At 66.3% G+C, this 12,790-nt stretch carries 13 protein-coding genes; 10 read left to right on the top strand and 3 right to left on the bottom strand.

Features of this window, described 5'->3' with window-relative positions:
- Window positions 1-51: 51 nt before the first annotated feature.
- From MKK51_RS27340 to MKK51_RS02145, 3 genes are all read right to left on the bottom strand, one after another.
- On the bottom strand, window positions 52-1,911 hold the full coding sequence (locus tag MKK51_RS27340; RefSeq protein ID WP_243974691.1) for a calcium-binding protein: 1,860 nt from the start codon (window positions 1,909-1,911) through the stop codon (window positions 52-54).
- A 422-nt stretch (window positions 1,912-2,333) separates the two neighbouring features.
- Window positions 2,334-2,852, bottom strand: coding sequence for a hypothetical protein (locus tag MKK51_RS02150; protein WP_243974689.1), 519 nt, complete (start codon window positions 2,850-2,852; stop codon window positions 2,334-2,336).
- A gap of 76 nt (window positions 2,853-2,928) precedes the next feature.
- Window positions 2,929-3,426, bottom strand: coding sequence for a GNAT family N-acetyltransferase (locus MKK51_RS02145; RefSeq protein ID WP_243974688.1), 498 nt, complete (start codon window positions 3,424-3,426; stop codon window positions 2,929-2,931).
- A gap of 443 nt (window positions 3,427-3,869) precedes the next feature.
- Here MKK51_RS02145 and gntA point away from each other — a divergent pair, with 443 nt between their 5' ends.
- From gntA to mnhG, 10 genes are all read left to right on the top strand, one after another.
- On the top strand, window positions 3,870-4,592 hold the full coding sequence (gene gntA, locus MKK51_RS02140; protein WP_243974687.1) for a guanitoxin biosynthesis heme-dependent pre-guanitoxin N-hydroxylase GntA: 723 nt from the start codon (window positions 3,870-3,872) through the stop codon (window positions 4,590-4,592).
- On the top strand, window positions 4,573-5,220 hold the full coding sequence (locus MKK51_RS02135) for a DUF1989 domain-containing protein (protein ID WP_243974686.1): 648 nt from the start codon (window positions 4,573-4,575) through the stop codon (window positions 5,218-5,220). Before gntA ends, MKK51_RS02135 begins: the two co-directional genes overlap by 20 nt.
- Before the next feature lie 51 nt (window positions 5,221-5,271).
- Entirely contained in the window at window positions 5,272-5,988 is a 717-nt protein-coding gene (rnhA, locus tag MKK51_RS02130; RefSeq protein WP_243974685.1) for a ribonuclease HI, read from the top strand.
- Complete coding sequence (locus tag MKK51_RS02125; RefSeq protein ID WP_243974684.1) at window positions 5,985-6,548, top strand: DNA-3-methyladenine glycosylase; 564 nt, start codon at window positions 5,985-5,987, stop codon at window positions 6,546-6,548. The genes rnhA and MKK51_RS02125 overlap by 4 nt, the downstream gene beginning before the upstream one ends.
- A gap of 197 nt (window positions 6,549-6,745) precedes the next feature.
- Window positions 6,746-9,676, top strand: a complete 2,931-nt coding sequence (locus tag MKK51_RS02120) for a monovalent cation/H+ antiporter subunit A (protein WP_243974683.1) — start codon at window positions 6,746-6,748, stop codon at window positions 9,674-9,676.
- Entirely contained in the window at window positions 9,676-10,044 is a 369-nt protein-coding gene (locus MKK51_RS02115) for a Na+/H+ antiporter subunit C (protein WP_018041828.1), read from the top strand. Before MKK51_RS02120 ends, MKK51_RS02115 begins: the two co-directional genes overlap by 1 nt.
- Window positions 10,041-11,648, top strand: a complete 1,608-nt coding sequence (locus tag MKK51_RS02110; RefSeq protein WP_243974682.1) for a monovalent cation/H+ antiporter subunit D — start codon at window positions 10,041-10,043, stop codon at window positions 11,646-11,648. The genes MKK51_RS02115 and MKK51_RS02110 overlap by 4 nt, the downstream gene beginning before the upstream one ends.
- Window positions 11,645-12,136, top strand: coding sequence for a Na+/H+ antiporter subunit E (locus MKK51_RS02105; protein ID WP_243974681.1), 492 nt, complete (start codon window positions 11,645-11,647; stop codon window positions 12,134-12,136). The genes MKK51_RS02110 and MKK51_RS02105 overlap by 4 nt, the downstream gene beginning before the upstream one ends.
- Window positions 12,137-12,163: 27 nt before the next feature.
- Entirely contained in the window at window positions 12,164-12,448 is a 285-nt protein-coding gene (locus MKK51_RS02100) for a K+/H+ antiporter subunit F (protein WP_027171019.1), read from the top strand.
- On the top strand, window positions 12,445-12,786 hold the full coding sequence (gene mnhG, locus MKK51_RS02095) for a monovalent cation/H(+) antiporter subunit G (RefSeq protein ID WP_243974679.1): 342 nt from the start codon (window positions 12,445-12,447) through the stop codon (window positions 12,784-12,786). Before MKK51_RS02100 ends, mnhG begins: the two co-directional genes overlap by 4 nt.
- The last annotated feature ends 4 nt before the right edge of the window (window positions 12,787-12,790 follow it).

Here is a 12,790-nt window from a genome sequence, read left to right as displayed (position 1 = left end):
GGCCCGAACCGCAATGGTTCGGGCCGCTCCGTTCGAGGGGATCGGGTCCGCTCAGACGATGACGAAGTCGGACGCCGTTAGGAGCGGCCGCGTGTCGAGAATGGCGAAGACGACGGCCTTGGCCGCCCCGTTGCCGTCAGCGTCGTAGGCGACCTCTCCTGTAGTGTGATCGTAGAGAATGCGATCGGTCTTATCGACAGCGCCGCTGGCGACGTCCTTGAACAGCGCCGCCTTGAGGGTGCCGGTGGCGATTCCCTTGAAGATGGCGTCGTCCAGCCTGATCGTGTCGTCGGCGGCGACGAAGTCCATAATCCGGTCGACGTTCTGCGGCCCGAGCGTCGTGTCGAACACGAACGTGTCCTTGCCGAGCCCGCCGTTCAAGAGATCGGTATTCAACCCGCCGTTGAGAACGTCGTTGCCGCCGAGACCGTATACGACGTTCGCGCCGGTGTTTCCCGTGACCGTGTTGGCAAGAGCATTACCGAAGGCGCGAAGATCATCGGCGCCCGTCAGCAGGATGGAGTCGACATTGTCGTCGGCCGTGTAGTTGACCGATGCCTTGACGAGATCGGAACCCTTGTTGCGCCCCTCGACGATCGTATCGCCCATGTTGTCGACGATGTAAGTGTCGTCGCCGGCACCGCCCTCCATCGCGTCGGCTCCCTTGCCGCCGTCGAGGAGATCGTTGCCGTTGCCGCCGAGAAGTTTGTCGTTGCCGGTATAACCGTAGAGCTTGTCGTTGCCGTCCAATCCGTTGAGCAGGTCAGCCCTCGCCGATGCGCTGGCACCCTTCAGAATGTTGTCGCCCGCCGTTGCCCCAGCGACGGCAAAGTAATCGGCCGTGGTCGTGGAATACACCTGGACGATGTCTTGCGAGTTGGATTCGTTCGATCCGTAGGAATAGTCAGAGCTGACGATGGCGAACTGGCCATTGCTGAGGGCCACGGGATAGCCGCCATCGCTGAAATAGTTCGGCGTGACCGCATCGGAGAAGAACTCGTATTCGTCGCCCGTCGCCTTGCCGTTCTCGTCGTAGAGATATCCGTGCAGGCTCGCGAGGTTCACGTTCTCCCCGAGCTCTTGGAAATCACTCACCACTTGGAGGATCTTCCCGTTCGAGAGGGCGATCATGGACTCGAAGTAGGGATTGCTCAGTTCCGTGTGCCGCACGAGGTCCGCTCCGTGCGTGAATCCCTTGCTGCCGGCGATCCAGATCGAGGAATCGACGGGATTCCGGATGTCCTCGGATTGCCCCTGTCCGGTCTGGTCAAAATAATACTCGGATGCTTGAAATGCGAACGCGAAGTTGCCGTTGGCGAGGGCCGTCGTCGCGTATTTCACATCGACATCCGCCGGCGTCGCCAGATCGTCGGCATGGCCGAGCAGGAACGCGGCGCCCGACACCTTGCCGGCGGCCGTGACCACGCGGGCCATGACGTCGACGCCGGTGGCGTCCGATTCGGTCCAGGTCACCAGGTAGCGTCCGTCCGAAAGGGCGAGCACCTTGGTGCTTTGATGCACGTCGCCGGTCATGTCGCGGTCGACGACGACGGTCGCCTTCAGGCGATGCGCGGCATCGAAGATGTCGACGACCCTGTCGTTGTCGCCATCCGTCGTCCCGGCGGCGATCCGAGCCAAGGCGGTCGTCCCGGTGTTGCCGTAGGCAATGCCGACATCCTGGCCGAAATGGTCATCCGTCCCGTCGACCGTCGCCAGAGCGGTCGTGTAGAACGTCGCTAGTTTCCCCGATGCGGTCATCGTCGCGAGCGCGATCTTGCCGTCGATGTGAAAGCCGGCATCGTCGAAGCGCTGAACGCTTTTGTCGATGCTGACGAGGTACGATCCGTCGCCGACGTCGTGAACGTTGTCCACGGGCGTGGTGCCGAGCTTGATCGGATTCCCGATAGCCACTCCGGCTGCGTTGAACGTCTGGAGGTATTGCGATTGGATGACGGTACCGGTGGACCAATCATTACTCTGATAAGTTTGCAGTATCGAGTATCCACCCTGCGCCGTCGGCACGACACCACTAACGAAACCATTGCCAAAGAGATCGTCCGTCTTGAACGGCTCGCCAACATTGACCAACATCGTCCGCATTATCCCTGCTCAAATATGCGGCGGCAAAAATAGAAACGGTCACACTTCCCGACAAGTGGCCATGGATACGTATTCACCAAATATGGCCGAGAGTGTTAATTTTGCAACCAATACAGCCGTTCGCGTCGCACTAAATACTGATGATATTTTTAACTATCAAATTAAACCCTACTAAATTTGATAATAGATAGAATATTTATTGCCAATTAATAGCAATTAGGATGTCTTAAAAATTAAAATTGAATAAAAATCTTGCCTTTATTGCAGATGCATCTCTTCGCACCCTCTCCGACCGCCCAAGCCGACGAACGCTCATGCTTTCGATCCGAGGCCACAACTCGCCATCGACAGCGGCTCTCCGACTGAGCGTTCAGCCCGCATCTTAACCGCCTTTCCGCCAGATACTCCGTATCCCGCGCGATCCCGGAGAAGTGGCCCGAGCCCCAGGTGTGGAGCCAGGGCAGGCCGACGAAGGACAGGCCGTCCACCGGGGTGACGCCGCGCGTGTGGATCGGCAGGCCGCGCCCGTCGAAGGCGGGAGCGTCGATGATGGCGTAATCGGCGCGGAAGCCCGTCGCCCAGATCACGCTGCCGATGCCGGCCGCCAGACAATCGAGGCTGGGCGCCTGTGGTCCCGGCGCCCAGAGGGGGGTGTAGTGCGCCTGTTCGGGACCGGCGATTCCCCTGGTTGCGATGTGCCTGTCGATGGCGCCCTGGATGCCGGTATAGACCGCATCCGCCCTCCACCACACAGAGGCCGAATCCCTCCCTGTGGGAGGGAAAAGCCAGTGACGCCCCCCCCGTCGCCAAGGCCCTCGACTCAACTCGTCACTTCGCCGGAGAGCAAATGAGCTTCTCCATCAAGATCAACCGCGAAGCGACGGTCTGGACTTCGTAGGGCTTCCATTCACCGGTCGGCACAAACCCCATTCGCTTCCAGAAGCCACCCACGGGATTGGCTTCGACGACTGAGAGCCTGATCACACGGGCTTCAAGATCGTCTCGAATGAATGTCTCCGCTTGCGTATAAAGATCACGACCGAGCCCGGCGCCATGCAAGTTCTCCCGCACGGCAAGAAGACCGATGAAGGCGGTTCCGAGGAGGGGGTATCCGTCGATGATATCCAACAAGCCCACTGGATACCCATCTTGGTGAGCAACGAAAGAATGCTTGTCTTCGATTGAGGCGCTGGGCGGACGAGCCGTCGCAAATTCGAACGCCGCTCCTTCTCTTCGGCATCCACCATCAACGTAGGTGGAATACTTCTGTAGATCGTCGAAGACGCCTTCAACATCGACCAAGTCCTGTGTGGTGACGCGGGACAAGCGTAGTCGTTCGTTCAGCATTCGTTAGGGCGCAGCTTTCCCGGCGATGATGCCGAAAAACGGACCGGCAGAAAACCGCACGAAGCGGACCTTCCAAAGGTCTTCATTGTGGGTCGCATACCGGCCCTGCGGAACGGGCCGTCTCCTTCATATCCCGACCACCGGCCTATGCGGAGTCTCCTCGAATCTACGTCAAGTCGCGCTCAAGATGTGGCGGGCGGATCGCTCGGTAAGCGCAGTTCACTGTATGAAACAGGACCAACCGTCCCAGATGAGACCATGCGACGTATCCGCCCTCATCTTGGCTGATCTCATGCAATCCTGTGGATAGCGACGTCCTGTCCCTGAACGAGTCGGAACCTCCCCGGCGGCGATCGGTTTGCCATGTCCTCATCAAGGCCAGTCGCACAAGCGAGCCTCGACCGACAACGATCCGGAGCCTCATGCTGTTTCCCACCGACGATGCCGCGCACCCCCTCGCCTTGGAATTCCACGCCTTCATCAAGGATCAGCCCTTCCCCTGCGTCGGCGCGAAATCGGCCCTCGCCAAGGGGCAGCTGAAAGTCCTGGTCGCGCGCGACGTCGCTTCGGGCTGGGACGACACGCGGATCTATCCGGCGCTCCTCGCCTTCATTTGCCGCTACAGGGCGAACCCGAAGCTGTTCCAGAGCTTTGCCGTGGTGTTCGAGAAGGCGGCGCCCCTGTCGGAAGAGCTGTTCGAGGGGCACCTGTGGGACCGCGTGCAATCCCTGTCCGACAAGGACGCCTTCCTCGGCCAGCGTTACGACAAGCGTGTGCAGGCCGACCCGGACGACCCGCATTTCGCCCTGTCCTTCGGCGGCGAGGCGTTTTTTATTGTCGGAATGCATCCCGGCGCGAGCCGGCCCGCCCGCCGCTTCTCGCATCCCGTCCTCGTCTTCAATGTGCGCGCGCAATTCGAGCAGCTGCGCGCGGAGGGCCGCTACGAGGGGCTGCGCTCGGCGATCCTCGCCCGCGACGAGGCGCTGGCCGGCTCGATCAATCCGATGCTGGCCCGGCACGGTGATGCTTCCGAGGCGCGCCAGTATAGCGGCCGCGCCGTCGGCGGCGACTGGGTCTGTCCGTTCCAGGGGCGGGCGACGGGCGCCAATGACCCCGTCGCCGAGAATGGCCGCGATGCCGCCTGACACCGCCCTCCCCCCCATCCGCCGCCACGAGATCGCGCCCCGCAGTGGCGTCGCCTTCGAGCTCGCCAAGGGCGACCGCCTCACCGTCATCGACCCGAAGGGCGAACAGGTGGCCGACCTCCTCGCCTTCTCGGCCGCCGACCGCAACGAGGTGATCTCGTCGGGCCGGACCCTCGATTATGCGAGCCGCATCTACCTGACGACGGGCGACCCGATCTACTCCAACCGCTCCAACGTCCTCCTGCGTATCGTCGAAGATACGGTGGGGCGGCACGATTTCCTCCTCACCCCCTGCTCGGCCGACACGTTCCGCATCATCTATGGCGACGCGCATCCGCACCGCGGCTGTTTCGGCAACCTCGCCGCGGCGCTCGCGCCTTACGGCATCGAGCCCGACCGGATCCCGGTGGCCTTCAACGTGTTCATGAATGTCGTGGTGAGCGGAGAGACCGGGGAATTGAAGGTCGAGCCGCCCCTGAGCCGGGCCGGCGATCATGTGACGTTCGAGGCGGAGACCGACCTGATCATCGGGCTTACCGCGTGTTCGGCCCTGCAGTCGAACAACAACGCCTTCAAGCCGATCCACTACGAGATCCGGCCCGCCGGTGTGGCGCTGCAATCGCCCTGACCCTGCGGCTCGTGTTAGGGGCCCCGCTGCCCCGGACACGAGATCAGCGTCATGACGACCACGAAGCCCGCCCTCGCCCGCGCCGTCGCCTATGCCGATGGCGGCTGCGATCCGAATCCCGGCCCCGGTGGATGGGGCGTGGTGATCGAGGGGCCGGAGGGCAAGATCGAGTTGTGTGGTGGCGACCGCGCGACCACCAACAACCGGATGGAACTGACGGCGGCGATCAAGGCCCTGTCGCATTTCCCCGCCGGCTCGGCGATCGAGATGCGCTGCGACAGCCAGTACGTCATCAAATCGGTCACCGAGTGGATGCGCGGCTGGAAGGCGAAGGGCTGGCACACCAGCACCGGGCCGGTGAAGAACGTCGAGCTGATGCAGGAACTCGATGCCCTGAACGCCGCCCGCGACGTGAAGTGGACCTGGGTGCGCGGCCATACCGGCAATGTCGGCAACGAGCGGGCCGACCGGCTGGCGGCGCAGGGGCGACGGCAGGCCCTCGGCCTGGCTCCGGCGGGCGAGCCGGTGCCGTCTCCCGCCGTCCCGGCGGTGGTCCCCCCTCCGGGCGTGTCGGCTGAACCGCCGGCCCCTGTCCCCCGCACGACGCAGGTAACGATCGATCTCGGCCTCGGCCTCGACGTGTCGCGGGGGGCCAAGCTCGCCGGCCTCACGCCCCAGGCCTTCGTCGAACGCGCGATCCGCGTGGCGCTGAAACTCGGGCCGGACGGCATCGCCCGCGTGCTGGATGGCGGTTCCGCCAAGCCGTGAGTCTCGGTGCGGAGTTCTACGCGCGGCCGGCGGCGAGAGTCGCCGCCGACCTGATCGGCTGCCGCCTCCTCGTCTCCGGAATCGGCGGACTCGTCGTCGAGACGGAGGCCTATGACCGGAGCGACCCGGCCTCCCATAGTTTCAATGGCCCGACCCGGCGCAACGCCAGCATGTTCGGGCCGCCGGGCCATGCCTATGTCTACCGGTCCTACGGCATGCACTGGTGCCTCAACCTCGTCTGCGAACCGGGAAGCGCGGTGCTGATCCGCGCACTCGAGCCGGGGCAAGGCATCGAGACCATGCGCGAGCGGCGCGGGCTCGACGCTCTCCGTCTCCTCTGCGCGGGCCCTGGCCGACTGTGTCAGGCCCTGGCGGTGACGAGCCTGCACGACGGCCTCCCCCTCGACCGGCCGCCCTTCGAATTGGAGGACCGACACGCGACACCGGAGATCCGGGCAGACCGCCGTATCGGCATCACCCGCGGGGCAGACACCCCGTGGCGCTTCCTCCTCGCGGGATCGGCCTATCTCAGCAAGCCGATGTCGCGCCGACGGGAATAGGCCGCCGGAAAAGAGGCGGAAGTGCCTTCGATGTCGCGGAAATTCCCGGATTCTCGCGGCTCTCCGCCCTCGCCACGTCCGATGTTGCAGCCTATACCGCAGCTGACCGACGCGAGCGCCCCGCTCTTCGCTTCGCCGGGATCCCCTCCGCACCCGATGGAGGGCGGTCCCGCCCAACGAGGATCTTGCCCGAGCCGATGCCGCCTCACCTGCTACTCGCCACCGCCGCCATCCTGCCCTTCCTCGGTAGCGTCGTGGCGATCTGCCTGCCGGGCCATGCGCGCAACGCCGCGGCGATCGTCGCCGGTGTCGTGATGGTGACCTGCCTCGCCTGCATCGGTCTCCTCTACCCCGCCGTCGCCGGCCCGGACCCCGTGATCTGGGCGATGGACTGGCTGCCGACGCTTGGCGTCCGCTTCGTGCTGCGGCTCGACGGGCTGTCCTGGCTGTTCACCGTCCTTGTACTCGGGATCGGCGCGCTCGTGGTCCTCTATGCGCGCTACTACATGGCGGAAGCGGACCCGGTGCCGCGCCTGTTCTCGTATTTCCTCGCCTTCGTCGGCGCGATGCTCGGCATCGTGCTCTCGGGCAACCTGATCCAGCTCTTCGTCTTCTGGGAATTGACGAGCATCGTCTCGTTCCTGCTCATCGGCTACTGGTCCGACAACGCCTCCGCCCGTGACGGCGCGCGAATGGCCCTCACCATCACGGCGGCGGGGGGCCTCTGCCTGTTCGTCGGGCTGGTGCTGATCGGGCAGATCGTGGGCAGCTACGACCTCTCGGTGGTGCTCGCCTCCGGCGACGCGATCCGCCGCAGCCCGCTCTACCTGCCGGCCCTGGTGCTGGTCCTGGCCGGCGCGCTCACCAAATCGGCGCAGTTCCCGTTTCACATCTGGCTGCCGCGCGCCATGGCGGCACCGACGCCGATCAGCGCCTACCTGCATTCGGCGACCATGGTGAAGGCCGGCATCTTCCTGATGATCCGGTTCTGGCCGGTGCTGGCCGACACCGAGGCCTGGTACTGGATCGTCGGCACCGCCGGCATGATCACGATGCTGGTGGGCGCCTGGAGCGCGATCTTCCAGCACGATCTCAAGGGCCTGCTCGCCTATTCCACCATCAGCCATCTCGGGCTGATCACCCTGCTCCTCGGCCTCGATTCGCCGCTGGCCGTGGTGGCGGCGATCTTCCACACGGTGAACCACGCGACGTTCAAGGCCTCGCTGTTCATGGCGGTGGGCATCATCGACCACGAGACCGGGACGCGCGACATGCGCCGCCTCAGCGGCCTATGGCGGGCGATGCCCTATACGGCGACGCTGGCGATGGTCGCCGCCGCCGCGATGGCGGGGGTGCCGCTCCTCAACGGCTTCCTGTCGAAGGAGATGTTCCTGGCGGAGGCGGTGGACAACGCCGATGGCCACCTGCTCAACCTCGCTTTGCCCGTGCTGGCGACGTTGGCGAGCGCCTTCACCATGCTCTACTCCGTGCGCTTCATCCGGCAGGCCTTCTTCGGGCCGCCCCCCCACGATCTGCCGCATGCCCCGCACGAGCCGGTCCGCTGGATGCGGATCCCGATCGAGCTGCTCGTCCTCGTCTGCGTCGCCATCGGCCTCGTGCCGAACCTGACGATCGGTCCCCTCCTCGCAGGCGCCGTCCGGGCCGTCCTCGACGAACGGACGCCCGATTACGACCTCGCCATCTGGCACGGCTTCAACGCGCCGCTGGCGCTCAGCGTGGTGGCACTGCTGGGCGGCATCGCGCTCTACGTGGCGTTCGGGCGGCGGATCAACACCAATCCCCGCGGCGGCCCCTGGCTCATGGACCGGATCGACGGCGGATGGCTGTTCGAGCGGACGATGACCGGCCTCGTGAACGGTGCCCGCCGGCTGGAAGCGGGTCTCGGCGCCGAACGCCTCCAGGCACAATTGCGCATCCTCTTCCTCACCGTACTCCTGGCCGCCGTCGTAGCGGGAGCCGCACGGGGGCTCGACCTGTTCGCGCCGGGTAAGACCACGGCGTTCGACCCGGCCTTCGGGCTGATGTGGCTCGTGGGCGCTGCCTGCGCCGTCGGTGCGGCGGAGCGGGCGAAGTACCACCGGCTGTCCGCCGCGATCTTCGTCGGCGGGGCGGGCCTCGTCAGCAGCCTCACCTTCCTCTGGCTCTCCGCCCCGGATCTCGCGGTGACGCAGATCCTGGTGGAGATCGTCACCACCGTCCTGCTCCTCCTCGGCCTGCGCTGGCTTCCCAAGCGCGACGCGGCGATTCCGGCGCCGGCCGCGGAGAAGGCGCGGTCGCGCCGTCGCCGTCTCGTCGACCTGTGCATCGCCGCCTTTGCCGGGCTCGGGCTCGCCGGGCTGGCCTACGCCGTGATGACCCGGCCCGCCGTCGACGGCATTGCTCGCTGGTTCGTCGAGGAGGCCTACCCGCTGGCGGGCGGGCGCAACGTCGTCAACGTGCTGCTGGTGGATTTCCGCGCCTTCGACACGCTGGGCGAAATCTGCGTGCTCGGCATCGTCGGTCTGACGGTGTTCGCGCTCCTGCGCCGCTTCCGCCCCGCTGCGGACAGTCTGGGGCCTCCCAAGCAGCAGGTGAATCACGACGCCTATGACGATGCCCGCGAGGGCCGCAGCCTCGGCGACACCGCCGCCGATGCCCTCCTCGTCCCCCGAGTGGTGATGACGTGGCTGTTCCCCTTCATCGTTCTCCTCGCCCTGCACCTGTTCCTGCGCGGACACGACCTGCCGGGCGGCGGCTTCGCGGCGGGCATCGCGCTCACCATCGCCTTCATGCTGCAATACATGGCCCAGGGCGCGCAGTGGGTCGAAGAGCGGCTGCGGATCCAGCCGATCTCTTGGATCGGCATCGGCCTGCTGGTCTCCGTCCTGGTCGGCGCCGGCTCCTGGCTGTTCGGGCGTCCGTTCCTGACCGCCTATTTCGCCTATTGGGAGCCTCCGCTCCTGGGCAAGGTTCCGGTGGCGAGCGCCCTGCTGTTCGATCTCGGGATCATGGTGCTGGTGGTGGGCGCCAGCGCGCTGATGCTCGTCGCCCTGGCTCACCAATCCCTGCGGCGCACCCGCCCCGCCGAGTCGGGGGTGGAGCGGGCCGTCGAGAAGGAGCCCGCCTGATGGAGATCGTCCTGTCCCTGGGGATCGGCGTCTTCGCCGCCTCGGGCATCTGGCTGATGCTGCGCCCCCGCACCTTCCAGGTCGTGCTGGGCATCTCGCTGCTGAGCTACGCCGTCAACCTCTTCATCTTCGCCATGGGCCGTCTGACCGTGGGCGCGCCGCCGGTGCTCGGCGCCGGGGCCGACATCGTCTCGGTGGACGATCCGGTGCCGCAGGCCCTGGTCCTCACCGCCCTGGTGATCGGCTTCGCGCTCACCGCGCTCTTCCTCGTCGTGCTGCTTGCCGCCCGCGGCATCACCGGCAGCGACCATGTCGACGGCCGCGAGCCGCATCTGGCGGAGCCGAATCCAGAGAATCCGCATCCATGAACGCCACGGTTCTGAATGCCCCCCTCGTCAGCGACTGGACCGAGCATCTCGTCGTCCTGCCCATCGTGCTGCCGATCGCGGTGGCCGGGGCGATGTTCCTCATGGACGAGCGCCGGAGTCGGTTGAAAGGGGCGCTCAGCCTCGCCACGGTGCTGGCCCTCCTCGGCATCGCCCTCGCCCTTGTCTGGCGCGCGAGCGAGGCGGCGCAGATCTACCGCCTCGGCAACTGGGCCGCGCCCTACGGGATCGTCCTGGTGGCAGACCGGCTCTCGGCCCTGATGCTGGCGCTCGGCAGCGTGCTGGGCCTGTGCGCCCTGATCTTCTCCTTTGCCCGCTGGGGCCGGGCGGGGCCGCGCTTCCACGGCCTGTTCCTGCTGCTCCTGATGGGCGTGAACGGCGCCTTCCTCACTGGAGACCTGTTCAACCTCTTCGTGTTCTTCGAGGTGATGCTGGCCGCCTCCTACGGTCTCGTCCTGCACGGATCGGGCGAGACGCGGATCCGGGCCGGCCTCGGCTACATCGCGGTCAACCTCGTCGCCTCGCTGTTCTTCCTCATCGGCGTCAGCCTCATCTACGGCACGATGGGGACCCTCAACATGGCCGACCTCGCCCGGCGGCTCGCGGTCCCGGAGGCGGGGGAACTCGCCCTGTTCGAGATCGGCTGCGCCGTCCTCGGGATCGCCTTCCTCATCAAGTGCAGCGCCTGGCCGCTCGGATTCTGGCTGCCCACCACCTACGCGGCGGCGAGCGCGCCCGCGGCCGCGATCCTCGCGATCCTGAGCAAGGTCGGCGTCTATGTGGTGATGCGCCTGAGCCTGCTGCTGTTCGGGGCGGGACTGTCGGAGGGGTTCGGACAGACCTGGATCTTCGCCGCCGGTCTCGCGACGATGGCGTATGGCGCCATCGGCATCCTCGCCGCGCGCGACCTCACGCGAGCGGCGGGCTACGCGGTGATGATCTCGTCGGGCACCGTGCTGGCGGCCTTGGGAACGGGTAACGACGGGGCGCTCTCGGGCGCCCTATACTACCTCCTCGGCTCCACCCTCGCGGCAGGCGCCCTGTTCCTGTTGGCCGAGATCCTCCAGCGCGGGCGCGACCCGCTGGAGGCCGCCCGGGCCGTCTTCGCCGACGAGTACCGCGACCCCTTCGACGATGCCGATGCCACCGAGATCGGGCGGGCGATCCCCGCGGCGGTGGCGCTTCTCGGGAGCGGCTTCCTCGTCTGCACGCTGATGCTGGCGGGAATCCCTCCGCTCTCCGGTTTCGTCGGCAAGCTCGCGATCTTCACGGGGCTCACCACGGGCACGATGACCGCGTCCGCCTGGTGGCTCATCGCCGCGCTGACGCTCTCGAGCTTCGCCACGCTGATGCCGATGGTGCGGCTCGGCATCAAGAATCTCTGGGTTCCGAGCGACGACCCGCCGCCGGTCCTGCGCCTCTCGGAATTCACCGCCCTCGCCGGCCTGCTCGCCGCCTGCCTGGCCCTCGCCCTCTGGGGCGGCCCGGCCCTCGCCTATGCCGACGAGACCGTCCGCTGGTTGGCGCAGCCACAGGATTACGTTCGCGCCGTCCTCGGGGTGCCTCAGGAAGGCGGCGGGTCATGAGCCGCATTCTGCCCTACCCCCTTCTGTCGGCCTGCCTCGCCGCGACATGGCTCCTGCTGAACGCGCCGCTCTCACCAGGCAACGTCCTGCTGGCGCTCCTGATCGGCCTCACGGTTCCCGCCGTCATGCTGGCGCTGAGACCTCAGCCGGTGCGCGTGCGCGCGCCCGGCACCCTCGTCCGACTCGCGGTGACCGTGCTCTACGACATGGTGCGCTCGAACATCGACGTCGCCCGCATCATCCTCGGGTTGCGCCGGGGCGAACGGCGGACCGGCTTCGTCACCATTCCCCTCGACATGCGCGAGCCGTTCGGCATCGCACTCCTGTCGATCATCCTCACCGGCACGCCGGGCACGCTCTGGGTTCAGTACGATTCCGATACCGGCAGCCTGCTCATGCACGTGCTCGACTACACGAAGGGCGACGAATGGGTGCGACGGGTGAAGGACCGCTACGAGCGCCCCCTGATGCAGATTTTCGGTCCATGATTTTCTTCGTCCCATGAGGTTCTTTCCATGAGCGCCACCACCGTTCTCGACTGGGGGCTCGGCTTCGCCCAGGGGATGCTGGTTCTGGCCATGGCGCTCGCCGCATGGCGGATGCTGCGCGGCCCCCGCGCCCAGGACCGCATCCTCGGCCTCGATACCCTCTACCTCAACGGCATGCTGGCGGTGGTGGTCCACGGCATGCGCACCGGCAGCGGCCTCTATTTCGAGGCCGCTCTGATCCTCGGGATGATCGGCTTCACCGCCACCGTGGCGCTGGCGAAGTTCCTGATGCAGGGCGAGGTGATCCAGTGAACGGGGCCGGACTGCCCGTCTGGGCTGCGTGGCTGGTGGTGGTTCTCGCAATCGCCGGCGCGGGCTTCTCGCTCACCGGCGCCTTCGGCCTCATCCGCCTCCGGACGTTCTACGAGCGCGTCCATGCCCCCACCCTGGGCGCGACCCTGGGCATGGCCCTGATCCTCATGAGCTCGATGCTGCTCCTGTCCCTGATCGAGGGCCGCCTCGTCCTGCGCGATGCCCTGATCGGCGTGTTCCTCACCGTGACGACGCCGGTGACGCTGCTCCTCCTCGCCCGCGCCGCGGCGCAACGCGACCGCCACGAAGGCAATCCCGACGCTCCGCCGGACATGTGAGGCG

Origin of the sequence: Methylobacterium sp. E-045, assembly GCF_022829685.1 — a bacterium.
Classification (GTDB): domain Bacteria; phylum Pseudomonadota; class Alphaproteobacteria; order Rhizobiales; family Beijerinckiaceae; genus Methylobacterium.
This window is presented reverse-complemented; position numbering and strand designations above follow the sequence as displayed.

Bases quoted from the DNA above. Each gene is read 5' to 3' on its own strand.
- gntA (WP_243974687.1), top strand. From the start codon at position 3,870: ATGCTGTTTCCCACCGACGATGCCGCGCACCCCCTCGCCTTGGAATTC.
- MKK51_RS02135 (WP_243974686.1), top strand. From the start codon at position 4,573: ATGGCCGCGATGCCGCCTGACACCGCCCTCCCCCCCATCCGCCGCCAC.
- rnhA (WP_243974685.1), top strand. From the start codon at position 5,272: ATGACGACCACGAAGCCCGCCCTCGCCCGCGCCGTCGCCTATGCCGAT.
- MKK51_RS02120 (WP_243974683.1), top strand. From the start codon at position 6,746: ATGCCGCCTCACCTGCTACTCGCCACCGCCGCCATCCTGCCCTTCCTC.
- MKK51_RS02115 (WP_018041828.1), top strand. From the start codon at position 9,676: ATGGAGATCGTCCTGTCCCTGGGGATCGGCGTCTTCGCCGCCTCGGGC.
- MKK51_RS02110 (WP_243974682.1), top strand. From the start codon at position 10,041: ATGAACGCCACGGTTCTGAATGCCCCCCTCGTCAGCGACTGGACCGAG.
- MKK51_RS02105 (WP_243974681.1), top strand. From the start codon at position 11,645: ATGAGCCGCATTCTGCCCTACCCCCTTCTGTCGGCCTGCCTCGCCGCG.
- MKK51_RS02100 (WP_027171019.1), top strand. From the start codon at position 12,164: ATGAGCGCCACCACCGTTCTCGACTGGGGGCTCGGCTTCGCCCAGGGG.